This window comes from Paenibacillus sp. strain BS8-2 (assembly GCF_054483835.1).
Genome location: NZ_CM137010.1, coordinates 1,432,361 through 1,457,393 on the forward strand (window position 1 = coordinate 1,432,361; position 25,033 = coordinate 1,457,393).

Annotated in this window: 24 protein-coding genes; 1 reads left to right on the plus strand and 23 read right to left on the minus strand. The window is 52.3% G+C overall.

Annotation, left to right across the window (positions count from 1 at the left end):
• Window positions 1-18 precede the first annotated feature (18 nt).
• The 23 genes from ACX1C1_RS06260 to nadA all read right to left on the minus strand — a co-directional run bounded on the left by ACX1C1_RS06260 (window position 19) and on the right by nadA (window position 23,681).
• Entirely contained in the window at window positions 19-672 is a 654-nt protein-coding gene (locus ACX1C1_RS06260; RefSeq protein ID WP_458956266.1) for a hypothetical protein, read from the minus strand.
• The gene (locus ACX1C1_RS06265) at window positions 659-2,545 is read right to left on the minus strand and encodes a polysaccharide biosynthesis protein (RefSeq protein ID WP_458956267.1); all 1,887 of its coding nucleotides are present in this window, start codon (window positions 2,543-2,545) and stop codon (window positions 659-661) included. The genes ACX1C1_RS06260 and ACX1C1_RS06265 overlap by 14 nt, the downstream gene beginning before the upstream one ends.
• Before the next feature lie 36 nt (window positions 2,546-2,581).
• The gene (locus tag ACX1C1_RS06270) at window positions 2,582-3,271 is read right to left on the minus strand and encodes a CpsD/CapB family tyrosine-protein kinase (RefSeq protein ID WP_458956268.1); all 690 of its coding nucleotides are present in this window, start codon (window positions 3,269-3,271) and stop codon (window positions 2,582-2,584) included.
• Window positions 3,252-4,019 carry a YveK family protein gene (locus ACX1C1_RS06275; protein WP_458956269.1) on the minus strand — a complete coding sequence of 256 codons (768 nt, stop codon included), beginning with the start codon at window positions 4,017-4,019 and terminating at the stop codon, window positions 3,252-3,254. The genes ACX1C1_RS06270 and ACX1C1_RS06275 overlap by 20 nt, the downstream gene beginning before the upstream one ends.
• 214 nt (window positions 4,020-4,233) lie before the next feature.
• On the minus strand, window positions 4,234-6,294 hold the full coding sequence (locus tag ACX1C1_RS06280) for an S-layer homology domain-containing protein (RefSeq protein ID WP_458956270.1): 2,061 nt from the start codon (window positions 6,292-6,294) through the stop codon (window positions 4,234-4,236).
• Between the two features lie 88 nt (window positions 6,295-6,382).
• Window positions 6,383-7,171: a tyrosine-protein phosphatase gene (locus ACX1C1_RS06285; protein ID WP_458956271.1), complete on the minus strand. Its 789-nt coding sequence runs from the start codon at window positions 7,169-7,171 to the stop codon at window positions 6,383-6,385.
• Window positions 7,172-7,558: 387 nt separating this feature from the next.
• The gene (gene lysS / locus ACX1C1_RS06290) at window positions 7,559-9,073 is read right to left on the minus strand and encodes a lysine--tRNA ligase (protein ID WP_458956272.1); all 1,515 of its coding nucleotides are present in this window, start codon (window positions 9,071-9,073) and stop codon (window positions 7,559-7,561) included.
• Between the two features lie 87 nt (window positions 9,074-9,160).
• A complete protein-coding gene (gene greA, locus ACX1C1_RS06295; RefSeq protein WP_458956273.1) occupies window positions 9,161-9,637 on the minus strand; it encodes a transcription elongation factor GreA in 477 nt (158 codons plus the stop codon).
• A 287-nt stretch (window positions 9,638-9,924) separates the two neighbouring features.
• On the minus strand, window positions 9,925-10,956 hold the full coding sequence (gene dusB / locus ACX1C1_RS06300; protein WP_458956274.1) for a tRNA dihydrouridine synthase DusB: 1,032 nt from the start codon (window positions 10,954-10,956) through the stop codon (window positions 9,925-9,927).
• A 9-nt stretch (window positions 10,957-10,965) separates the two neighbouring features.
• Window positions 10,966-11,178 (minus strand): helix-turn-helix domain-containing protein, encoded by a 213-nt coding sequence (locus ACX1C1_RS06305; protein WP_458956275.1) that lies wholly within the window; start codon window positions 11,176-11,178, stop codon window positions 10,966-10,968.
• Entirely contained in the window at window positions 11,130-11,708 is a 579-nt protein-coding gene (folK, locus tag ACX1C1_RS06310; protein ID WP_458956276.1) for a 2-amino-4-hydroxy-6-hydroxymethyldihydropteridine diphosphokinase, read from the minus strand. Before folK ends, ACX1C1_RS06305 begins: the two co-directional genes overlap by 49 nt.
• A complete protein-coding gene (gene folB, locus ACX1C1_RS06315) occupies window positions 11,686-12,072 on the minus strand; it encodes a dihydroneopterin aldolase (RefSeq protein ID WP_458956277.1) in 387 nt (128 codons plus the stop codon). The genes folK and folB overlap by 23 nt, the downstream gene beginning before the upstream one ends.
• A gap of 48 nt (window positions 12,073-12,120) precedes the next feature.
• Window positions 12,121-13,011 carry a dihydropteroate synthase gene (gene folP / locus ACX1C1_RS06320; RefSeq protein WP_458957605.1) on the minus strand — a complete coding sequence of 297 codons (891 nt, stop codon included), beginning with the start codon at window positions 13,009-13,011 and terminating at the stop codon, window positions 12,121-12,123.
• Between the two features lie 86 nt (window positions 13,012-13,097).
• Window positions 13,098-14,066 (minus strand): aminotransferase class IV, encoded by a 969-nt coding sequence (locus ACX1C1_RS06325; protein WP_458956278.1) that lies wholly within the window; start codon window positions 14,064-14,066, stop codon window positions 13,098-13,100.
• Window positions 14,063-14,647 carry an aminodeoxychorismate/anthranilate synthase component II gene (gene pabA, locus ACX1C1_RS06330; protein ID WP_458956279.1) on the minus strand — a complete coding sequence of 195 codons (585 nt, stop codon included), beginning with the start codon at window positions 14,645-14,647 and terminating at the stop codon, window positions 14,063-14,065. The genes ACX1C1_RS06325 and pabA overlap by 4 nt, the downstream gene beginning before the upstream one ends.
• A gap of 97 nt (window positions 14,648-14,744) precedes the next feature.
• Window positions 14,745-16,316: an anthranilate synthase component I family protein gene (locus ACX1C1_RS06335; RefSeq protein ID WP_458956280.1), complete on the minus strand. Its 1,572-nt coding sequence runs from the start codon at window positions 16,314-16,316 to the stop codon at window positions 14,745-14,747.
• Window positions 16,317-16,451: 135 nt separating this feature from the next.
• Window positions 16,452-17,390: a cysteine synthase A gene (gene cysK, locus ACX1C1_RS06340; RefSeq protein WP_458956281.1), complete on the minus strand. Its 939-nt coding sequence runs from the start codon at window positions 17,388-17,390 to the stop codon at window positions 16,452-16,454.
• A 145-nt stretch (window positions 17,391-17,535) separates the two neighbouring features.
• A complete protein-coding gene (locus ACX1C1_RS06345; RefSeq protein ID WP_458956282.1) occupies window positions 17,536-18,495 on the minus strand; it encodes a peptidylprolyl isomerase in 960 nt (319 codons plus the stop codon).
• Window positions 18,496-18,514: 19 nt separating this feature from the next.
• On the minus strand, window positions 18,515-19,426 hold the full coding sequence (gene hslO, locus ACX1C1_RS06350; protein ID WP_458956283.1) for an Hsp33 family molecular chaperone HslO: 912 nt from the start codon (window positions 19,424-19,426) through the stop codon (window positions 18,515-18,517).
• On the minus strand, window positions 19,426-20,199 hold the full coding sequence (locus ACX1C1_RS06355; protein WP_458956284.1) for a type III pantothenate kinase: 774 nt from the start codon (window positions 20,197-20,199) through the stop codon (window positions 19,426-19,428). The genes hslO and ACX1C1_RS06355 overlap by 1 nt, the downstream gene beginning before the upstream one ends.
• Entirely contained in the window at window positions 20,196-21,080 is an 885-nt protein-coding gene (gene nadC / locus ACX1C1_RS06360) for a carboxylating nicotinate-nucleotide diphosphorylase (RefSeq protein WP_458956285.1), read from the minus strand. Before nadC ends, ACX1C1_RS06355 begins: the two co-directional genes overlap by 4 nt.
• Window positions 21,073-22,686 carry an L-aspartate oxidase gene (gene nadB, locus ACX1C1_RS06365; RefSeq protein WP_458956286.1) on the minus strand — a complete coding sequence of 538 codons (1,614 nt, stop codon included), beginning with the start codon at window positions 22,684-22,686 and terminating at the stop codon, window positions 21,073-21,075. The genes nadC and nadB overlap by 8 nt, the downstream gene beginning before the upstream one ends.
• A 56-nt stretch (window positions 22,687-22,742) precedes the next feature.
• Window positions 22,743-23,681, minus strand: coding sequence for a quinolinate synthase NadA (gene nadA / locus ACX1C1_RS06370; protein WP_458956287.1), 939 nt, complete (start codon window positions 23,679-23,681; stop codon window positions 22,743-22,745).
• A 656-nt stretch (window positions 23,682-24,337) separates the two neighbouring features.
• On the opposite strand from nadA, the gene ACX1C1_RS06375 reads away from it, so the two are divergent.
• A complete protein-coding gene (locus tag ACX1C1_RS06375; protein ID WP_458956288.1) occupies window positions 24,338-25,009 on the plus strand; it encodes an IS4 family transposase in 672 nt (223 codons plus the stop codon).
• The last annotated feature ends 24 nt before the right edge of the window (window positions 25,010-25,033 follow it).

Consider the following 25,033-nt stretch of genomic DNA (forward strand, 5'->3'; position numbering starts at 1 on the left):
GTCGCTTCAATTGCGCGGCTACTTTTCCTTCGAAACTTCTTCGTAGCTCTTGCCTTGGCTCATGCCATACTTCTTGGCAATCTGGATGAGCTCGTCGTATTGCTCCGGAGTGAGCTTCTCCAATATAAGTGTGCGAGCCTCTTTCTTCTCATCCAAGCCAAGTCCGCCGCTGGCAAGTCCCTGCAACGCTTTAATATCATCCACGCTTAGCTGCTTAAGGAACACCGAAGCCAACTGGGCTTTCTCGGTGACTGTAATTTTTTCTTGAACATCCTTTGCTTTATCCGTTGAGATCTCGGCTGTGTAGTCGTCCGACGACTTGGAGTCGGTTGTGCCGCCTTGGGCGCCGTCAGTATTGCCCTTATTACCGTCAGACTGTCCGCTCTGCTCTCCAGAAGGCTGTTCCGTTGCTTCAGGCGCCGAACCTTCAGTACCTTCTTCATCGATCACTGGCTCATCTACAGTATCTTCATTCTCGCTCGGTGCATCAGTTGGCGTTGTAACGACTTCCTCTACCAGCTCATCCTCCAGACTGGCGGACAGCTGGGCAATCATTCGGTCCATGGCGTAATTGGCTGCGAAGAGGCCGGCAACTCCGAGTACAACTATTATGGATGCCGCCCAGATGACGACTTTTTTCCAGGTTTTCATTCTCGGCTTACGCTGTCGCATGTTGGATCTCCCTCCGTTCTTGTTGTTCGATAGTCAACGGCACCAGCTCTACATGTTCCTGTACAAAGAATGGGACGAGCTGCTCGATCGCCTCTCTCACCGTAATTGCGTCCGCTCCAAGCACGCTCTCAAAAGAACGGAACCTTTGCTCCAGCTCGATACGGTCCAATCTCTGAGGCCGGCCTACAAAGATCCGTTCATGCTGCGTCGCCGTTGTAGCCTCCGTCTCGGTAAGCAGCTCCTCGTACAGCTTCTCGCCTTCTCGCAAGCCGCTGTAGTGAATCGGAATGTCTACGTCCGGCTCCAGACCGGATAATCGGATTAAGTCCTTGGCCAGATCCAGAATACGAACCGGCTTGCCCATATCCAGGATAAAGATTTCGCCGCCCTGCGCGAATGCCCCCGCCTGAATAACCAACTGCACAGCTTCCGGGATGGTCATGAAGTACCGAACCATCTCTGGATGCGTTACCGTTACTGGTCCGCCGGCCGCAATCTGTTCCTTGAACCTCGGGATCACGCTGCCCCTGCTGCCCAGCACGTTGCCGAAGCGAACCGCTACATATTGCGTCGAACTCGTCGTGTTTAAGGACTGTATGTACATCTCCGCAATTCGTTTCGTTGCTCCCATGATGCTGGTTGGGTTGACTGCCTTATCGGAGGAGATCATGACGAATCGTTCCGCGCCGTGCTTATCCGCCGCGTCAGCCACATTGCGGGTGCCGAACACGTTGTTCTTGATGGCCTCGGACGGATTGCGTTCCATGAGCGGAACATGTTTATGAGCCGCGGCATGGAATACCACTTGCGGCTTAAATTGCTTGAAAACTTCGTCCATTCGTGCTCTGTCCTGAATGTCGGCAATTACGGTTTCCAGCGCAGCTCGAGGAAACTTGGTTCTAAGCTCCATCTCGATCGTATAGATGCTGTTCTCCCCGTGGCCAAGGAGCAACAGCTTCTTGGGACCAAAGCTGGTGATCTGCCTGGATAGCTCGGAGCCGATGGAACCGCCGGCACCTGTGATCAACACGACTTTGCCGGTTACGTAGTCCATAACGCCTTCCATATCAATTCTGACAGGCTCTCTGCCCAGCAGATCCTCCACCTCGACATTACGCAACGTCTGAATCGCTAACCGTCCCGTAATAAAATCGTCGATGGCCGGAATAATCTTTACTTTGGCGCCGGACTGCATGCATATATTAATAAGGTCGCTTATCTCCGTTCTCCTGGACGACGGCATGGCAATCACAATGTCATGAACCCCATGCTGCTTTACGACTTCCACGATGCTGCCGCGGTTGCCGAGCACGGGATAACCCATGACCTGCATATGCCTTTTGTATGGATCATCGTCAATAAAGCCGACAAGCTTGCTCTGGATGAAGCTGCGGTTTGTCATAATTTCCTTGGCAATAATCGCTCCGCAGTCACCCGCGCCTACGACCAATATGTTCGTGTTCATTGTATTCTTGGCCGATCGGTTCACTCGGATAAGGCGCCAGACAAATCGCGAGCCCCCCATGAACAGCAGCATGGTTTCCAACGTTCTAGTTGCTATTGACAACGGCACTCGATCGGCTGTAATTAAGTACGTTGATAGATAAGCAAGAACGAGGCCCGACAACACCGCCTTTACTAAGGCGATAATCTCTCCGATACTTGCATATTGCCACATTCGTTTATACATATTAAAGTAAGCAAACGTTAAGGAGCACGCTAAGGTAACTGCAAAAGCGAATATGTAGAGCTGCGAGACATAGCCGGAAGGGATGTCTGCATTAAATCGGAACAAATAAGCTATAATGATCGACGCCCATATGACCAGGAAGTCAACGACCAATATAATGATATTCCTTCTCCGTACACTCATCCCTTTATCACCTCCAGCTATAAGTCTCGGCTCCGCTTATTCCTGAGCACCGTAGTAGTAATAATAAGCTTCTTCGTTGGCCTTGCGTTTCACGTTATTGAGTACGACTCCCAGAATACGCGCGTTAACGGCCTGCAAATTCTGAATCGCTTTCTTGCCGATATCGCGTTTCACCCGGCCTTGATCGACAACCAGTATGGCTCCGTCGCATTTGCTCGCCACAATCTGAGCATCCGTGACGGCTAATAAAGGCGGGGTGTCGATCAGAATAATGTCGTATATCGACTTGAGATGCTGAAGAATAGCCGTCATGCGGTTAGAGCCCAGCATCTCCGCCGGATTAGGAGGAATTGCTCCTGATGTAACAATGCTTAGATTCGGGATTTCCAAAGCCTGAACGACCTCTTCGATCGTGCATTGCTTAGAGATTACGGACGATAACCCCCATCGGTTGGAGATGGAGAAGGTATGATGCGCCGTCGGCTTGCGCAGATCGGCGTCAATGAGCAGCGTCTTGCGTTCCGACTGCGCATAGGCGACGGCAAGATTCGCGATGGTCGTCGACTTTCCTTCGCCTGGCCCTGCAGAGGATACCATGATTACCTGCAGGTTATCGTCAATGGACGAGAAGTCGATATTCGTCCGCAAAGCCCGATACGACTCTGAGACCGGAGATCGAGCATTGGCAAGGGTAATCAACTGACGTTTATTTCTCGATCGTGACACGCTCTAATTCCCCCCTGACATAAGGCTTTGCCGCTCTTCGCGATTGGTTCTCCGCCAACTCCTCCATATTGACCTTGCTTATCATGGCCAATGTAGGTTGGCCGAGATACTCCATAACGTCCGCTTCCGTCTTGATCGTATCATCCAGGTATTCCCGCAGGAATACAATGCCGACGCCTACCATCAATGACACGACAAACGCAATGGCGATATTAAGCGGCACGTTAGGCGATACAGGACCTGGCTCGCGCTCAGGATCCGCTTCATTCAGAATGGACACGTTCTCCACCTTGAAGATATGCTGAATTTCTTCGCGGAACACATTCGACACGGCATTGACGGTATCTGCCGCCTTGCGATACTCCGTATCCTCCACAACCAACGTCATAACCTGCGTGTTGTTGACCGAGCTCACCCTGATCATATCGGCAAGCTGCTCGGCCGTTAAACCCAGCTCCGGATATCCCTCTGCCACCTTATCTAGAATAGCCGGCGTTTTAATAATTTCCTTGTATGTATCAATCATGCGTATATTTGTATTTATCTGATTTAAGTCCAACTGCCCTGTCGCCAATTGCGACTGTGTCTGGTTCACAATAATTTTAGTTGAGGCTTCATACAGAGGATCCTTGAAGTATAGGCTGAATATGGCCGCAGTCACGGAGCTTACAAGCACGAGTATGAGTATGAATGGGAGTCGCTTGCGAATAATCGTGATGTACTGTCGCAAATCTAGTTCGTTAGACACTTAATACTCCTCCATTAGGCACAGTATGAATCTCTCTGCAGTGCCTTTTGAACTATTTGTATCCTAATATTAACCTATTAAACGAATTAACTCTACATAAATTAATGATAACTGCAAAAAAATCTTCCTCCCATCCACATGGGAGGAAGATTATGGAACAAGCCCTGGCTCGTTAGCAACTATAACAAACGAAATGTTATATTAATCTATTGATTTATGCTTCGAAATTGTATGCACGGTAGATAATAACCGCAGCTTGAGCGCGAGTAGCGCTGGCGTTAGGATCATATTTGCCCTCGTTGCCAACGACAATACTGTGCTCGGCCGCGAACGCTACGCCTTGCTTCAGCGTGTCGTTAACTTCTGCCCAATCGGCAAAAACCTTCAGCGCCTCATCTACGTTCTCGATGTCTTCCGCGCCGCTCGTCAGCTTAAGTCCGCGTGCAACCATCGTTGCCATCTCGGCGCGCGAGATTTCGGCATACGGATCAAAGATCGTAGCGGAACGCCCGTTGATTAGACCATTCTCGTAGGCTGCCGCGATGTAAGGAGCAAACCACTCGTCATCCTTCACGTCGACAAATTTCTCCTTGGCTGCTTGATTGTTCAGGTCAAGCGCGCGAACGAGCATCTTCGCGAATTGGGCGCGAGTCACTTTGGAAGCTGGATCGAAATGACCTTCCGTGACGCCATGGATAACGCCTTTGGACGCGATAACTTCTATTGCGCGTCCTGCCCATGCGTCAACGCTCTCTGTATCGTCGAACGACAGCTTGTTCTCTACGACAACATAGGAGGAGAAGGAATCACGGGCCTCAGTGATGGTATTGCCCTTAACGCGGCCGCCATGGAACTCGAGCTTGTCTTCTATAATCTTGGCAAGCGTCAGAAGCTCCTTATCCAGACCTGTCGTATCCCCAAGCGGGAAGATAATCTGAATTGGCTTGCTGAAGGTAGTCGTAGTCTGGCCGCCAACGCTAAGATTGAATTCGAACACGTCGGAAGCAGCTTTCAGACCGCCTGTCACTTCATCCGTAGCATCGGACTTGCTGATCTTAAGATCGATTGCCTTGGAGAATGTGCCGCCAACCGGCAGGTCAACCGTCAAGCCGCTAACCTTAAGGATAATGCCTGTAAGTCCTGCATGAATGGCTTCTTGCATAACAGCGTCGGACAATCCGATTACGAGGTTGTCTTGCGTCACGTTGCCAAGATCGATCGTCACATCCAGGCTGTCCAGCGTCTCGCCAGTCGCTTCTTCAAGAGCGGCCACTACCGCGCCAATACCCTTGATCGCGGACAGCGCCTTGTTCTCGTCCAGCTTAAGCGTTGCCGTGTCGCCATTAACGATGACAGAGCTGTCAAGGTCGGACAGATCGTCGATCAGCGCTTGCGCTTCTTCGATCGCTTGTGCGATAAGCTCGGCCTTCTCCTCGTCCGTTGCATTAGCCAGCTCTTCGGCAAGGGCTTCGAACTTCTCTACCAGCGCTGTGACTTCGGCTGGGATGTCGGTTGTAGCTGGCGGGATGTAGCCGCCGCCGCCGCCTATTGGTGCATGGGCTTGCTTGTAAGCATCGTTAAGAGCTATGAACGCTCTTGCCGCTACAAGGTAATCCACACTATCACTATCTTGAATAGCTACGAAGATATCTGCCAATTCGGTCGACGTAAGTTCTATGGATTCGGCGAAATCACTGACGATTGTATTGGCAGAGATTGCGGCCGTTGCAGCATTCTTTAATTGCTGCTTAATTGAAGAAGTATCAAGAATATCCTCGAGATCGAGGTCCGCTACGATAGCGGCGGTTCTAGCTTCCATATCCAACAATACGGATGCGAGCGCATCGACTGTCAAGTCAGGATAAAGCTCGCTGACCGTCGGGCTGTACAAATCGCGAATGTCTTCGTAGTCGGATTGCCAGGTGGGACCAACCACCGTCGTAAGCACAGCTGTAATCAATGCTTTAACTTCATCCGCCAGTTCACCATCATTAATACCAGCAACAAATTGATCCAGAATGGCTGAGTCATCCGCTTCCAACGCTGCCTTAATCTGTACTCTGAAATTGTTAATGTACCCAACTTCATCCGTATCAAGATAACTATAAATTGCATTGGCCTCCGCAACAAAATCGGAGTACGTAGCAGCATAAGCCACCCCGCTAAATCCAAGCTTCTCAGACAGCCCCTTGCTGCTGAGCGGAATTCCTGCGAATGCGGACATCGCCACGCTAGCTGCGATTGTCGTTACCGCCAATTTTCTTCTTAATGTCACTCTCAATCACCTCTATATAAGTTAGTCCACTCCTCGTTGATACGATTAATGGCTAATAAAACATAAAGCTATGTATGTGATCGCCGTTCTATTTATTGAACAGCGCAGACATCCATTTCTTGATTCCGCCCTTGGATTGGGCTCCTCGCAGCGGGGGTCTGTTGCCAAAAGGCTGGTCGTCTAGAACATGAGAGGCATTCGACTTGAGGTATGCCACCCACTGTTCTCCCATTGTTCTCTCAATAGCGGCGTAAGCTTCGCCCAAGCGGAAGCCCCTGCGCTCCACATGATGGGCATCCGAGGATACAATCCCGATGCAGCCCCGCTTCAACAGCTCCCACGAGGTCTGCTCAACCCGCTTGCCGAATCCGCCAAGCAGCGAATGGGAGGTCACTTGCCCGTATGCGCCAAGCTCGATCAGCTCTTCCAGCCGCTCCGGATGCGCAGCCGCCTCGGCATTGCGTTCGGGATGGGCGATGATGGGCACTACTCCCATAATAGCCAGCTCGTGAACGAGATCGGCCATTCCCTTAGGTATGCGAGACGAAGGCATCTCCAGCAACATGTAGCGAGAATCCGCCAAAGTAAGCAGCTCTTGCCGGCTCCAGGCTTCCAGCATATCGTCGTGAATACGGATCTCCTGCCCGGCAACGATTCGTACCGGCATCCCCGCATTTCCCAGACAGCGATTAAGCTCATCAACATGCTTGCGCACGTCATGAGCTGGATTCATGTATGTCCCATTGGCATGATGCGGCGTGGCGATAATCGATGTAATTCCTTCCCTGATTGCCGCTTGCGCCATATTCATGGCGTCCTTGATATCGGCAGCGCCATCGTCGACTCCAGGGAGAATATGCGTATGTATGTCGATCAAGTCGACACCCCCTCTCTTACCTTATCGGTTATTCCTCTCTAATTCGATAGCACTAGCAGAATCGACATAAATTATATCATCATTCTAGTAATTTCGTCATAGAGAGACAGTCTCCGACCGGGGACTATCAATTTTTACTAGTATATAGTACATTTTCCTTGGTGGTAAAGTCAAAATTTGTAATGAAACCGATTAATGAAAGTAAATTGGTAAATTTTTTGCCACATGACCGCGCAACTTGTCCCGATGTTGGCGTTGGGTCTGGGTCTATCGGTATGGTTTGATAGTAATGGCGAATGAGGTCAATCATAATTGATTTCGCCCTTCTCATCTCCCCAAATGACGAAAGCCGCCCGGCACAATGCCGGACGGCTCATCAATTGTATATTATTCGCCCGAACGCAGCTCTCTCATATGAGGGAACAGCAGTACGTCGCGGATGGATGGGGCGTCAGTGAGCAGCATGACCAGACGGTCGATGCCAATGCCGAGTCCGCCTGTAGGCGGCATGCCGTATTCGAGTGCGCGGATGAAGTCATCATCCATCTCGTGTGCCTCGTCGTTGCCTTGATCCTTCTCGACAAGCTGGGCTTCGAAACGCTCGCGTTGGTCGATTGGGTCATTAAGCTCAGTGAACGCGTTGGCATGCTCGCGAGCTACGATGAACAACTCGAAACGGTCCGTGAAACGAGGATCCGCTTCGCTCTTCTTCGCGAGCGGCGAAATCGCGACGGGATGGCCCATAACGAATGTCGGCTGGATCAACGTAGCTTCACAGCGTTCTTCGAAGAAGGCGTTAAGGATATGACCAAACGTCATATGCGGCTCAACCGGAATCTTATGCTCCTTGGCAAGCGCATGTGCTTCTTCGTCCGTCATCTGAACGCCGAAGTCTACACCCGTTACTTCCTTGACCAGATCGACCATCGTCACCCGGCGCCACTGAGGCGTCAGGTCTACTTCATGCCCTTGGTAGTTGATCTTGGTTGTGCCGAGCACCTCTTGTGCGATATGAGCAATCAGATTCTCCGTCAGCGCCATGATATCTTTGTAGTCGGCATATGCTTCGTACAGTTCGATCATCGTAAATTCCGGATTATGACGGGTGGAGATGCCTTCATTCCGATAGACGCGTCCGATCTCGTAGACTTTCTCCAGGCCGCCGACGATCAGACGTTTGAGATGAAGCTCAATGGCAATTCGCATGTACAGCTGCATGTCCAGCGCATTGTGATGTGTAACGAACGGACGCGCCGCCGCGCCGCCTGCAATGCTGTGCAAGGTTGGGGTCTCCACCTCTAGATAGCCGAGCGAGTCGAGATAGCGGCGCATCGATTGGATGATGCGCGAACGGGCGATAAACGTCTGCTGTACGTCAGGGTTAACGATTAGGTCGACGTAGCGCTGGCGATAACGCAGCTCAACGTCCTTGAGTCCATGATGCTTGTCCGGCAGCGGGAGAAGCGACTTCGTGAGCACGTCGACATCGAGCGCTTTGACGGACACTTCACCCGTGTTTGTTTTGAACACGACGCCTTGAACGCCGATGATATCGCCGATGTCGAGCAAGTCGAATGCCGCGAATTTATGCTCGTCTACTGTGTCTTTGCGCACATAGATTTGGATACGTCCGGAGAGATCCTGGATATGTGCGAAGCCGGCTTTGCCCATGCCACGCTTCTGCATAATGCGGCCCGCGATGCTGACCTTCACCGCTTGCCCCTCGAGCTCTTCCTTGCTGAATCCCTCATATTGCTGAAGGATATCCTTGGCATGGTGCGTACGCTCATACTTGCGACCGAATGGATCAACGCCAAGCCCTCTTAGTTCATCCAGCTTGTCTCTGCGAATCTGCAGTAGCTCACTAAGCTCCTGCTCGTTGTTTATTTCTTGTTCCGACACTGCTTCCATCTCCTTTGTGCACACATAGACGCATAAACGTTCAAAAAGCTTCCTGCTTAGGAAGCTTTCGAAATCGGCATGTATGCCTTATTTCTTAATATCAACGATTTTATATTGGATAACTCCCGCAGGCACGTTCACCTCTACGACTGTTCCCTTTTTCTTGCCGAGAATGGCTTTACCGACCGGACTTTCATTAGAGATCTTGTTCTGAAGCGGATCGGACTCTGCCGTGCCGACAATGGCGTATTCCATGGAATCGCCGAACTCCAAATCCTCTACTGTGACGATGGAACCGATGCTTACCGTATCGATATCAATGTCGTCATTATTAATGATACGCGCATTACGCAGCATCTTCTCGAGGGTGATAATCCGACCTTCGATGAAAGCTTGCTCGTTCTTGGCGTCTTCGTATTCTGAGTTTTCGCTTATGTCACCGTAACCGATAGCGATCTTGATCCGTTCGGCAACTTCACGACGCTTGACCGACTTGAGATTCTCGAGCTCTTCTTCAAGCTTCTTGAGCCCGTCTTGAGTCAGAATGATTTGCTTATCGTTCATCTTTCCGATTCTCCTGTCGTGTGACTAATTTTCATACCGTGTATGAATTCACTGATACTTAATATATTACGTATCCAATCCATCAGACCTATCGCGAATAAAGCGCATACTATATGAACAAGTTGATTATATTGCACGATTATATTGCAACAGTTCCCGAATGTCAATCAAAGACAAATGTTTCAGTGTGAGCTATTCTCACTAGATCCGTGACATCTGACGAAGCAAAGCGGTTACTGTCGACAACTGTCGAATAACCGCTCACTCGCATCCTATTCGGTTACGCATTAATGAACGATTTGCTCAGCCGGAACGTCGTTGGACGGGGCAGGGACACGATCCGCCGCCTCTTCCAGCGAAGCGATATACGTCGCCATGATGGAGACCATCGGATCGCGTCCCGTTTCCTCCATAATAGCATCCTTCACGCGTGCACCGCCTGGCAGTCCCTTGAGATACCACGCGAGATGCTTGCGCATCTCCCGAACGGCGACCGCTTCGCTCTTGAGTGCGATGAGGCGGTCCAGGTGGAGAATCGCTACATCCAGCTTCTCGCGCGGCGTTGGATCGCCTAGCAGCTCGCCCGTCTGCAGATACTGGATCGTCCTGTACAGCATCCAAGGGTTCCCGAGCGCTCCACGACCAATCATGACACCATCCACGCCTGTTGTATCCAGCATGCGGCGCGCATCCTCGGGGGAGAACACATCACCGTTGCCAATGACAGGGATGGATACGTTACGCTTGACGTCCTTAATGATGTCCCAGTTGGCTTTGCCCGTATAGAGCTGCTCCCGCGTGCGTCCATGGACGCTGACCGCTTTGCCGCCGGCGCGTTCTACCGCCTGAGCGTTCTCGACAGCGAATACATGCTCGTCGTCCCAGCCAATACGCATCTTCACCGTTACCGGCTTGTCGACGGCATCCACAACAGCAGATACCATCTCATAAATCTTGTTCGGGTCCAGCAGCCAGCGGGCGCCCGCATCACACTTCGTGACCTTGGGCACTGGGCAGCCCATATTGATATCTATAATATCCGCGTTTGTCTGCTTATCCACGACCTTGGCGGCTTCTACGAGCGATGCTCGGTCTCCGCCAATGATTTGCAAGCTGAGCGGCTTCTCGCGCTCGTCGACAAACAACATCTCCATTGTACGTTTGTTGCCGTGCAGAATGGCCTTATCGCTTACCATTTCGGCACAGACCAGACCGGTTCCGAACTCCTTGGCAATTAAGCGAAAAGCAGGGTTGCACACGCCTGCCATCGGTGCCAGCACCACTCTGTTCTTCATCTCGATGTCTCCGATTTTCAGCATGTCGCGTCCTTACTCCTCCTTAATCGTCATCAATTCTTCGTAGCTGACGCTAAGAGTCTTCGCAATATGATGCAACAGTTTGGGGTCATTCTTGCGCGTTCCGCGCTCCAGCGATCCTAGTACCGCTACTGATACACCAAGCTCCTTGGCCAGCTCCTGCTGAGTATAGCCTTTCAGTTTCCTGAAGGCTCTGACGCGCTGCGCCAATTGATTGTTTTCCATAATGTAATGCCATCCTTTCCTGCCTCAAGCGCATGGGCGGACGTCGTAGATACTTGCTCATACAGCGGATGCGAATTCGATATCACATCATGCAGCGGCACAAGCACAAATGCGCGTTCCATCATACGCGGATGCGGCAGTGTGAGCTCCTCTTGATCCATTCTGACATTATCATATAGGAGGAGGTCGAGGTCAATGGTTCTAGGTCCCCAACGTACGTGTCGAATTCTCCCGAGGAGACTCTCCAACTTCAGCTGGGTCCTCAACAGCTCGAGTGGCTCAAGTGAGGTTCGAACGCTGGCCGCCATGTTCAGAAAGGCAGGCTGATCGGTGTACCCGACGGGGTCCGTTTCGTAGATGCCAGATACGCTTGTCACCATAATCTCCGGCTGGGCGTTCAGTTCGGCAATCGCGCGCATGAGATGCGACTCGCGATCACCCATATTGGAGCCTAACGCGATATAGGCATCGACTAACGGTCGTGTATCAGGCTCTCGCTGTTCCGAATTATGCTCGTATGATGCCGCCATGACCGTCCCGCTTTCTCCGCAGCTCTATCGTCACGCCATCGAAGTGGATGTCGAACGGCGGATGAGGCTTCGTCACTCGAACGGTTACTTCGTTGATCATAGTATAAGCCTCCAGTACCCGCGATGCAATGTGACCGGTCAGCGCCTCAATCAGCTTGAATGGCGGCCCCTCCACGATCCCCTTCGTGAACGCGTGCAGCTCTGCGTAATTGATTGTAGCAGCCAGATCATCGTTCTGCGCCGCCTGCTCTAGATCCATATGCAGCTCCAGGTCGACATAAAATTGCTGTCCCAGCTTGTTCTCCTCCGGGAATACGCCATGATAACCATAGAAGCGCATCCCTGTTACGATCATGCGATCCACTTGCGGATCACTCCCTTCGTCGTTCCGTATGTCGCATATTGCTGCGAATTAGCGCTTCAAATAATGAATCGCGTCCGCCATCAGCGCGGTGAGCTTCATCTCGCGCACGTCATGCACGCGCACGATCTGGCAGCCGTGCGCGATGCCTAGCGCTACAGTCGCCGCCGTGCCCCAGGCGACCTCATCCACCGGCAGATCGCGCAGCGCCTGCCGGATGAACCGCTTGCGCGAGGTGCCCAGCAATACCGGGTAGCCGAGCGATGTCAGTTCATGCAGGCGGCCGAGCAGCTCGAGGTTGTCCTCGTAGGTTTTGGCGAAGCCGATGCCGGGATCCAGCCAAATGGCAGCCTCGGCGACGCCAGCTTCTCTTGCGAGGGCGATGCTGCCCCGAAGGTCGCTTATCACATCCGGGACAAAGTCCGTGTAGTCCCGTGCTTGGCGGTTGTGGCTGATGATGACGGGGCAGCCGAACTCTGCCGCAGTCGCAGCCATGTCTGGGTCTCCCTTGAGCGCCCATACATCATTGATGATATGGGCTCCCGCTTCGAGGGCGGCGCGAGCCGTAGCCGCCTTGTATGTGTCGATGGACAGCGGGATGCCTGGCAGCGCGGCGCGAACCGCCGTGATGACCGGCACGACCCGGCTGATCTCCTCTTCGGCGCTGACGGGATCGAAGCCTGGGCGCGTCGACTCGCCGCCGATGTCAAGGATGTCTGCGCCTTGCTCTACCATGCTGCGGGCATGAGCAACAGCCCTCTCTACGTCCATATAACGTCCGCCATCCGAGAAGGAATCCGGCGTTGCGTTCAAGATGCCCATGATAAGCGTCCGCTCTCCCAGCGACAGCGTTACACCGTCTCCAAGCTCATATGATCGCCGCCAATATGTAGGACTTGCAGACGGGGTAGTCACTGTTCCGATCGATTGTTGCTCGTTCATCCGCTGCCCGCTCGCTTGTCCGCCGTCTCTCGTGTACTTGCCTTCCATCTCTGTCATCCTCTCACTCACTCACTCAATCATTCACTCTATATTGTTGCCGATGTCGTGTCAGCCCGATACATCTCCATCAGTCTGATCGTCACGGATCCAGCCACGCCGAGTCCAATCTCCCGATTCAGCCCCGCCCAATCGGTTAGCTTCGTCACGGGCACAAGCTCTTGAATCGAATTGGTCAACCACACCTCTTCGGCATCCAACAGCTCCTCCCATGAGTAGAGCCCCTCCTCGACGGCATAACCCGCCTCCCGCGCCAACTCCAACACTCGCGCACGGGTCACGCCGGGCAGAATACCGGTCTCGATTGCCGGCGTTCTAACGATGCCTCCCCGCAAGAAAAACAAATTGCTCACGATGCCCTCCGCTAGCCAATCTTCACGGCTTAACATCAGTCCCTCCGCTCCGGGAGATGGCAGCCTAGAGGCGCTTGGATTCACTCCTGCCGCATCGCCATGATCTGCGTCCTGCTCACCAGACACAAGATCGCGCGCTGCGCTCGGCATCAGCCCGAGCATCTCTCGCTTGGCAATGATATTGTTCATATAATGCAGGGATTTGAAGCGGACAGCCCCTTCCGGGCTATTGCGCCGCGTGTGAAGCAAGCGCAGTTCCTTCCCACGGCGCAGCGCATCCTCGTTAACCGCAGGCAGCGCCTTCGCCAGCAATAACACTGTCGGGCGGCTGTAATCGCCCTGCGGCAAACCTAACTCGCCAGACCCAGCGCTGACGGTTAGCCGTATGTAGCCGTCCTTCAGTCCGTTCGCTACAAGGAGCTCCTGCACCCGTTCCCGCAATTCGCCTGCGTCCATGACGAATGGGATACCAAGCTCCGTACAGCCGGCAAGAAGCCGGTTCAAGTGCTTCTGCAGCAAATAAGGTTCGCCCTCATAGGTGCGGAACGTCTCGAACAACCCCAAACCGTACAAAAAGCCGTGATCATATACTGAGATCACAGCTTCTCCACCATCTATCACATTGCCATTCAACCATACTTTCATCGTTGCAATGTGCCTGCCGTATGGCGCAGGAAATTACGCAGCATCGCGTGGCCATGATCCGTAATGATCGATTCCGGATGGAACTGGACACCTTCGATCGCATATTCCTTATGGCGAAGCGCCATTATTTCGCCTTCGGCTGTCTCTGCACTAATCTCCAGGCAGTCCGGCAACGTCTCCCGCTTCACGATCAGCGAGTGATATCTCGTTGCGGTAAACGGGGACTCCAGCCCTTCGAAGAGCGACTTCCCGTCATGATGAATTTGGGAAGTCTTGCCGTGCATCAGCTTCTCCGCACGCACGACATCGCCGCCGAACGCTTGTCCAATCGATTGATGCCCCAAGCAGACGCCAAAGATCGGAATCCGCCCCTTGAAGTGGTCAATCAGCGATAAGCTGATTCCCGCTTCGTTAGGGGAGCAAGGTCCCGGTGAAATCAGAATATGGTCCGGGCGCAGTGCCTCGATCCCGTCCAGATCGATTTCATCATTACGTTTCACCACAATCTCTTCGCCCAGCTCGCCCAAATATTGCACGAGATTGTACGTGAACGAATCATAGTTATCGACAACTAATATCATGTTTCGTCTCCCCCTTATCCATGACAACGCACATATAAACCTGACGGGTTACCTATCTTCTTGGTGCTAGAAATGACAGCCTCCGCAGCACTACACCCTACAACATCGAGAATTCTCGGCTGTACTCGATCGCCTTCCACAATGCCTTGGCTTTGCTCAGAGACTCAACATATTCGCGTTCCGGATCGGAATCGATCACGATGCCCGCTCCCGCTTGGATATGCACAGTTCCATCCTTTACCGCCATCGTTCTAATAATTATATTAAATTCCATATCGCCGTTATAGTCAATCCATCCCATAGATCCCGTATACGGGCCTCGACGCACGGGTTCAAGCTCTTCGATGATTTCCATCGTTCGAATCTTAGGCGCTCCCGTAATCGTGCCTCCAGGGAAAGTAGCCGCGATGACGTCATAGGCATCCTTGCCGTCGGCCAGCACACCGTCCACCTGCGACACCAGGTGCATGACATGCGAATAACGTTCGACAACCATTAGCTCCTTCACCTGTACCGTACCATACTTCGAAATCCGTCCGAGATCATTGCGCTCCAGATCCACGAGCATGATATGCTCGGCCCGCTCCTTCTCGTTCGAACGCAGCTCGTCCTCGAATAGCAGATCCTCTTCTTCCGTACGTCCTCTACGCCTTGTCCCCGCAATAGGGCGCGTGCCGAGCTGTCCGTCCACTAGCTCTACTAGCAGCTCTGGCGATGCGGATACCAGCTGAAAGTCCGGGCACCGCAGAAAGCCCATATAAGGCGAAGGGTTAACTAACCGCAGCCATTCGTACAGTTCCTCCGGCGCAGCGTCAACCTTGCTGCTCTGCCGCTGCGACAGATTGACCTGAAAGACATCTCCCTGACCAATGTAGTTCTGAATCGCGCGGACGGCATCCTTAAAGGCTTCCTTCGAGAATGGCGAGGTCAGCCCAGGCAGCTCCTCGACGTTGATCTGCAGCGAGTCCTGCCCCATCAATTGGAGTCTCCGTTCACGCAGTGCCCATGCACGACTAGATGCCTTCTCCTCCTCGAACCAAGTCAGCCAATAGTCCGCCATCCCTTCGGCCCTAGAAGCCGCTCGATCAAACACCTCGCGAAGAGCCTCATCCGTCGCATCGATTTCAATGGGACTATGAACGACACAATAGACGACAGAGCGTACATGATCGATAATCCACAGCTCGTTCATACGCATGAACAGGTAATCCGGAATGCCCGTATCATCGGCAGCAAGCTCCGGCAGCTTCTCGATACTCCGGATGATGTCGTAGCTCCAGAAGCCCGCGCATCCGCCAAGCCACTTAGGCCCTTTGTCTAGCCGAGGACCGCGGCTGTCTCCCATCCACTGGCGTACGATGTCTAGGGGCGCTCCTCTCCAGCGTTTGCGTGAGGCAGCCTGCTCCTCCAAAGACAGGAACATCATGGATTCCGCCTCTAGCCCCTTACCTCTGATAACGCCCTCCGGATGTGCCCCAAGGTAGGTATAGCTGCCTACCTTGCCGCTCTCCAGTACAAAAGCATACGGAGACGCATCTTGCCATACTTCCTCCCAAGAAGCGATTATATCGCCTCCGCCAGGCTTATAGGGCAGCTCCAGCAAATAAGGCAGCGTTGTATACGATCCCTCAGCGCGCCACCCAAGCCACTCTTCCCAAGCGGTGACCATGTCGATTGCCCCCGATCCTTCTTTCGTTGTTAGCGCCTAGTATACCGAATCACCACAGAAAAGAAAAGCGTCCTCCACTCCTTGGAATGGAAGACGCTTATGCATGCCGGACGAACAAGCCGTCCGCTTGATTGATTAGTTCTCGAAGTTGAACAACGGCGTGCTGAGGTAACGTTCGCCGTTACTTGGAACGATAGCTACAACACGTTTGCCTTTGCCAAGTTCCTTCGCCACTTTCAGTGCCGCGCTGATTGCCGCTCCGGATGAGATACCGCACAGGATACCTTCTTCTTTCGCTGCGCGACGAGCATATTCGAATGCTTCTTCGTTCTCGATTGTCAGAACGCCGTCATAGATTTCGCGATTCAGGATATCCGGCACGAAGTTAGCGCCGATCCCTTGAATCTTATGTGGACCTGGGTTGCCGCCGGACAGCAGCGGGGATGCCGCAGGTTCTACTGCGTAAATTTTAATGCCTTCGAAGTTCTGCTTCAGCACTTCACCAGCACCGGAGATTGTTCCGCCTGTGCCAATACCAGCAATAAAGGCGTCCAGCTTGCCGTCAAGGGAGTTGATCGCTTCTACGATCTCAGGCCCTGTCGTCTCGCGGTGAACCTTTACGTTTGCTTGGTTCTTGAATTGTTGCGGCATGAAGTATGTCGCGTTCTCTTGCACCAGTTCTTCAGCTTTGCGAACCGCGCCGTTCATACCTTCGGATCCAGGTGTCAGCACAAGATCCGCGCCATAAGCGCGAAGCAGGTTGCGACGCTCAAGGCTCATCGTCTCAGGCATAACCAGAATCGCTTTATACCCTTTCGCTGCTGCTACCATTGCAAGACCGATACCTGTGTTGCCTGATGTCGGCTCAACGATTGTATCGCCAGGTTTCAGCACGCCTTCTTGCTCCGCTACTTCGATCATGCTGATCGCGATGCGGTCTTTGACACTGGCGCCTGGGTTCTGATACTCCAACTTTACGTATACTTCAGCGCTATCTTCGGGTACGAGGCGGTTCAAGCGAACCAGTGGCGTATCGCCGATAAGTTCTGTAATGCTCTGTACAATTCTTGCCATGAGTGAAAAGCCTCCTTATTCCGACTAAAATAGTAGGTTTTCTGCTTATTCCATATTATCAATCTCATGCCGACATTGTCAATAGCCACTTTAAAAGCGCTTGCTAACGCCCCGAAGGCAAGGTGCTCTAACAATGAAACGGCCGTCATTTCATGACGGCCGCATTGTACCGGAGCATAAGCTCCTCCTCTATATCAACCATCGGCTTCGCCTTCTCCAGCGCGATCTGCTTCCGTACAGTATCGAGCAGCAGTTTCCCTTGCAGCCCCTCCGTCGATTTGGTACCCATAAGCTGAATGATGGCAAAACCAGATTGGATCGCGATCGGACCTGCTATCTCTCCAATCTCAAGCCTGCCTGCCTCTGCCAGAAGCGCGCTGTCATAGAAGGGATCCCCCGATTCGATAAATCCCAGATCCCCGCCGGCTTCTCTCGTGAATTCATCAAGCGAATACGATGACGCCAAGACTTCGAACGACTCTCCGTCCGCGAGCTTGACGATAATGCCATCTGCCTGCTTGCTCGTCTCAGTCAGGATCCAGCGGAGATGATACTCCGCTTGAGGAGCAAACTGCTCTTCGTGCAGCTCTATGTATGCGTCTACTTCTTGATCCGTTACGAGCACCGTGCTCGCCGTAATGGCCTCGAGCAGCAGTTTGTAACGCGTATCCTCCAGCACCTGCTCCCTTGTAAGGCCAAGCTGTTCCTCCATAACGGTGAAAAACTGTTCTTCGCTCTCATAACCTTCAGCCGACAATGCTAGTTCGCGGTCCATCTGCTCCTGTGTAATCTTGATGTTATTGCTCGCAGCTTCCAGCTCCATCGCTTCGCGCAGCATGAGCGTACGAAGCACAGCATCGCCGTACTGCTCGTATAGCTCGTCAGTCAGCTGTCGTTTCGTAATCATTCGACCGCCTACCGAAGCAATCGCTTCATCTCCGGGCTGAATGGCATCAGGCCCCTCGCCATCCTCGATGGAAGGCGCCCGATCCGCTCCTCTGCCGAACGTCTGCGGCCACATCTTAATCAGCACAGCCCCCGTCAATGCAATCAGGCAGATCGCTTGAACGATGACGACGGCTTTCAGTACTTCCCCTCTTCTCATGACTCCACAGTGCCTCCGGTTACTGGACTGGCTTAGGTTTCGCCTGCTCCAAGAGCTGCTCCAGCTGCGCCCGTCCGAAGGTGAACGCTTCGTTGCAGAAGTCGCACACGACCTCCGCTTGCCCGTCCTCATCAATAATGCTTTGGATTTCCTGTTGCCCCAAGCTGATCAGCGTCTGCTCGACCCGCTCCACGTTGCACTGACATTTGAACGCCAGATCCATCGTATGATGGATAACGAGATCATCGCCTACAACATGTCTAAGCAATCCTTCCGGCGTCTCTCCTTGCGCTAGCAGCGTCGTAACGGGCGGCATCACCCCAATTGCTTGCTCCAATCGCGTAATCTCCGCGTCCGTCAATCCCGGCAGCAGCTGTACAATGTAGCCGCCTGCATGGATAGCGGAGTTGTCGCTCTCCACCAATACGCCGACGCCGACGGCAGAAGGCGTCTGCTCCGATACGGCAAAGTAGTACGTGAAATCCTCAGCCAATTCTCCAGAGATGATGGGCACGCTTCCGCGATAAGGCTCTTTCAGCCCAAGATCCTTGGTAATATGAACGTAGCCGCTCGTTCCAACCGCTCCCGCCACGTCCAGCTTGCCCCGTTCGTTACTTCCGTGGTGAGCTTGGGGATGCTCGACATAACCGCGCACCTCGCCATTCGCATTGGCGTCCACAACGATCTGTCCGATCGGGCCATCGCCTTTCACCTGAATGGTAAGCTTCTCCTTGCCCTTGAGCATCGCGCCCATCATCGCCCCAACCGACAATGTGCGACCTAACGCCGCAGTAGCCGTAGGGAAGGTGTCATGCCGGCGACGGAGTTCTTCTACGAGATTCGTCGTACGGCAAGCGAACACGCGGATTTTGCCGCCCCATGCCGTTCCCCGGATTAAGATATCGTTTAATCGTTCTTGCTCTTGTTCCATTATTGCCCCTCCTGATTCCGTTCGTAAATAATGCGAAGTCCTTCCAGCGTCAGTAGAGGATCCACTTCTTCTATAGTATCCGATTCGGCAGCGATAAGCTCCGCCAGCCCCCCGGTAGCGACTACTCTAGGTTGCACGCCGAATTCGGATCTAATTCTGCCCACTATACCGTCAACCTGACCAGCATAACCGAAGATGATGCCCGCCTGCATCGACGTTACCGGATTGCGGCCGATCACGCTCTTAGGCTTGGCAAGCTCGATGCGCGGTAATTTCGCCGCCCGCTGGTATAGCGCTTCTGTCGAGATCCCAATACCAGGCACAATCGCACCGCCCAAGTAATTGCCGCCCTCGTCGATATAATCGAACGTCGTCGCAGTGCCGAAATCCACTACGATAAGCGGCGTGCCGTACTTCTCAATGCCCGCCACGGAGTTGACGATCCGATCCGCCCCAACCTCGCGCGGATTCTCATACCGAATATTGAGCCCCGTCTTGACGCCCGGTCCGACGATAATCGGCGCTTTGCGAACGTATTTGAGACATAGCTGCTCCAGTGTTCGCATGAGCGGCGGCACAACCGAGGAAATTATAACGCCCTCGAGCTGCTCCGTCTTGATCCCTGCGAAGCTGAACAGATTATGTATGTTAATGCCGTATTCATCTACCGTCGCAGAACGGTTGGTGCTTAGACGCCAGTGGTACAGAAGCTCCTTACCCTTATAGACGCCAATTACGATGTTTGTGTTGCCAACGTCGATAACCAGAATCACTGCGCCCTACCGCCCTTCTTCTCACCGAGATCCAGACTGATGTCCAGCGCATTGAACGAGTACGTCAGTCCACCTACCGAGATGACATCTACGCCGCAAGCCGCGATACCATGAATGGTATCGAGGTTAACGCCTCCGGATGCTTCCACGATCACATGAGGCGCACGGCTCTTGATGAGCTTGACCGCTTCCGTCATGCGATCCGTATCCATATTGTCCAGCATAATAATATCGGCACCGCAAGCCAATGCTTCTTCCACCTGCGCGATGGACTCCGTCTCCACCTCGATCTTCATCGTATGCGGAATGCGGCTTCTGGATGCCTCGACAGCGGCCGTAATGCTGCCTGCGCCTTTGATATGGTTATCTTTAATCATCACAGCATCATATAACCCGAACCGATGATTCGATCCGCCGCCGACCCTGACCGCATATTTCTCCAGCAGTCGATGTCCAGGCGTTGTCTTACGAGTATCGACCAGGCGCACCGGTAGTCCTTGCAGCTTCTGAACGAATACGTTTGTTTTGGTCGCGATGCCGGACAGACGCTGCATCAGATTGAGCGCAAGACGTTCGCCAGTAAGCAAGCTATGTGTCTTGCCCTCAACTTCTATAATAACCGTGCCCTTGGCCACGTGATCGCCATCCTGAACCAAAGCTGTGAACACGAGTGAAGGATCAACAACCTCGAACACGAGCTTCGCCACCGGAATCCCAGCGATGATACCGCTCTCTTTGACGTGAATTACTGCCTTGGACAGCGAATGGGACGGAATCGTTGTTTCCGTCGTAATATCGCCGCTCCCGATATCCTCGGCCAGCCAGCTTCTGATCTGGCTTCGAAGCGCCTCATCATAACCGCCCGTCGTCCATTCAAACATGTTCAATCCGCTCCTCAGTTATACCTTGAGTATGATGTAGAATTGTATGCTTGCGCCATACGAGATCGTCCTTCACCGGGAAGTCCTCGCGGTAGTGCGCTCCGCGGCTCTCCTCACGCTGCAGCGCAGCTTCTGTTGTCAGCATTGCACAAGTCAGCAAATTCGCGAATTCGTACTGCTCACGCTCTGTAAGCGTCGCTTGGAAGATCGGAAGCTGCCGCTTTAACTCTTCAAGTCCCTTTCGCAGGCCATTCTCGTTGCGGCGCAGACCCGCATATCGAACCATAACCTTCTGAAGCTTCAGCCTGCGCTCAACCACGGACTGCATATAGACGGAGCTTCGCTCAACCTTACTTACGACTTTAGGCTGGGTGGTTAGAGGAGAAAGCTCCTCAATCCGCTTAATAATGCGTCGACCGAAGACGATCGCCTCAGAGAGCGAGTTGCTGGCAAGTCGATTAGCGCCGTGAACCCCCGTCGACGATACTTCGCCGCAAGCGAACAAACGTTTAATGTTAGTTTCGCCGTTTAGATCCGTCTTCACTCCACCCATCATATAATGCATGGCAGGCGCAACGGGAATCCAGTCGGAGGTCAGGTCGAGGCCGTACTTCAGACAAGTTTCGTATATCGTAGGGAAACGGTGTTTCACCATCTCCGCTGATTCATGCGTAATATCAATATAAACGAAGGTTGATCTCGTTTCCTCCATCTCGCTGACGATCGCCCTTGCTACGACATCGCGAGGCGCCAGCTCAAGCTGCTCATGGTACTTCTCCATGAATCGCTCGCCTTTAATATTGCGCAATACAGCGCCTTCGCCGCGTACCGCTTCGGAGATCAAGAATCTCGGCGCGCCAGGGTAACATAATGATGTAGGATGAAATTGAATGAATTCTGGATCCCTTATGTAAGCGCCCGCACGGTACGCCATAGCCACTCCATCGCCTGTAGCAACCTCCGGGTTCGTCGTGTAACGATACAGCTGACCTGATCCACCGGAGCACAGAATCGTCGCTTTGCCCCGCACGAAGAGTCGCTCTCCGCTTGGTTTCTGCACGATTGCGCCACAGCAGACACCCTCCTCCGTCACCAGATCGATAACAAAGTGGTCATCCCACACCTCGACGCCAGAATTGGAAGTCACCGTCTCCGACAGCGCACGCACGATCTCATACCCCGTCGCATCGCCGTTAGCATGAAGAATACGACGCTGACTATGCGCACCTTCCTTGGTCAACGCGAACTCACCGTTCTCGAGATCAAACTGAGTGCCCATTCGAATCAAGCTGCGCACGCCTTTGGGTCCTTCATGCACAAGCACATCAACGGATTCATCATCGCAAAGACCAGCCCCTGCGATCAACGTATCTTGACGATGGTAGGCAGGCGAATCATCCTCCGAAATGACGGCAGCGATGCCGCCTTGCGCGTAACGCGTATTGCTGTCAAGAAGCGACTTCTTGGTTATCATCAGCACCGAGTGCTTCTCACTTGCTCGTATAGCGGTAAAAAGACCGGCAATGCCGGCCCCGATGACAATAACATCTTTCTCTACGACCGGCAGCTTATCCAGCTCAAAGTCGACGAGGTATCTAGGAATCATTAGCGCGCCTCCTGGCTAACTGCATGATGGGAACTGCATTCGTAAGGAAAAGCTGCTTATTTCACTGCCAGCATCCGCTCGAGCGACTTGCGGGCTTGATCAGCAACATGCGGCGGCACATAAATTTGTGGCTGCATCGTCTCAAGACATTTGACGAGCTTCTTCAAATTGTTGACCTTCATGTTGGGGCATACGAGATATTTGGATGCAAAATGGAACGTCTTGTTCGGGCTATCCAGACGAAGCTGGTAGCCTGTTCCATCCTCTGTACCGACGATAAACTCTTGGCAGTCGGATTCTTTGCAATATTTGATAATAGCAGTCGTACTGCCAACGAAGTCGCCAAGCTCAACAACCTCAGGACGGCATTCCGGATGCACAACGAATTGCGCGTTCGGATATTTGGCCTTCATCTCTTCCACATCTTTGACAGTAAGCATATCGTGCGTATTGCAGTAGCCTTCCCAGATGATCATCTTTTTGTCGGTGTTCTGTTGTACATAGTGTCCGAGGTTTTTGTCTGGCACCCAGATCACTTCATCACCTTCAACCGAGTTAACAACCTTGACCGCATTAGCCGACGTACAACAAATATCCGTCTCCGCCTTAATCTCAGCCGAGGAGTTGATATACGTTACAACCGTCGCGCCTGGATGCTGCGCCTTCAATCTGCGCAAGCCGTCAACGTTCACCATATCCGCCATCGGACAGCCAGCGCGTTCGTCGGGAATGATAACCGTCTTGTTCGGTGCCAGAATTTTGGCGCTTTCGCCCATAAAGTGCACACCGCAGAATACGATCACGTCCGCATCCGTCTGCGCTGCCTTCTGAGCCAATAAGAACGAATCCCCACGGAAGTCGGCTACCTCCTGAATTTCGTCACGTTGATAATAATGAGCAAGAATGATGGCATTACGTTCCTTCTTCAATTGTATAAGTCGTTCGCGCAGCTCGCGGTTTTGTTCCGCCTTGCGTTCCAATGCCAGTGCTTCCACGATAGATCATCTCCTCTTATATCATTCAGAATTCCGCGATGCCTGCCCAGTTGTTGCTTGACGAAGGAGACCCGTAAATTCTAACTTTGTGAATTGATGCACAAACCATCTGACTCCAATACCTTTAGCTTTACCCAAAGGTTGATTTATCATTGATACGTTTCTCGATAATCCCTGAGTGTAGAGTAGTTTAATTAAGATTTAATTTACACTTGACAGCAGGGTCTGTCAATGGAGGATTACAGTGATTAAGCGCTCTGGCGGCCCATTTTTTGAGCTCATACAGCGTTTATTTGATCATAGACTTATAATGCTTCGGATTTCTGGGTTTCAGCGTATGAAATTGAGCCCTCCCGACAAACCATCCTGCATTCCATACATCATTATAGTCTCCAATCCTCGCTGATGAGAGTATTCCTGCAATTCGTACATCATTTTTGCGCGGTACCCCATTACTTACCCTTCCTGGACTTATATTTCCTGCATCAAATACATCAATCGTTCCTTATTGGCTCCAAACCGAACAATATTACTGTACAAACTACATCAATCTCATGATGGATGGCAAGGTAAACGGAAATGACACGTGGATGGGAGCAACTTCCCTCGACGATATGACGGCTTGGGGCTCATCTACCTAACTTTCGCTCGATGGCATGGTTGCTTGGGCGTTTGGATTTAGTTGCGCCTACATATTTCGTGTTATATTCACTCTTCTGTTTCATCAAAAGAATTGGTTTCGCTTACTCGAGAGTAACAAAGGTGAAGCATTTCCAGGCAAGGATACGATTTATCGATTCTTGAATCACCCAGGATTTGCATGGCGCAAATTTCTGACTTCGCTAAGCCTCGAATCCATTGAAAAGGTAGAGTCTCTGACTTCAGAAGATCGTACGAAGGTCTTTATCTTTGACGACTCCATGTTTGAACGTAACCGCAGTAAAGCTGTTGAACTACTTGCTAGATTTAAAGATCATGCAACAGGTTCATACTACAAGGGATTCCGTATGATGACGATGGGTTGGTCGGATGGACATACCTTTCTCCCGATGGATTTCAGTTTACTTAGCTCGATTAAGTCCGGAATTGTAGGCATCTCTGAAGGGATAGACAAGCGTACATCCGGCTATAAGCGCCGACAAGAAGCATTGCAGACGGGACCACAAGTCATTGTTGCTATGATTGATCGTGCAATTGCCGCAGGTGCTTCTGCTTCTTATACATTAATGGACAGCTGGTTTACTCAGCACCGCTTATTCAAGAAATTCTTAATCGCGGACTGCATGTCATTGGCATGGTCAAAAATGATAATAAACGATATCTTGTGAACGGAACTCGCCTGTCCCTAAAGG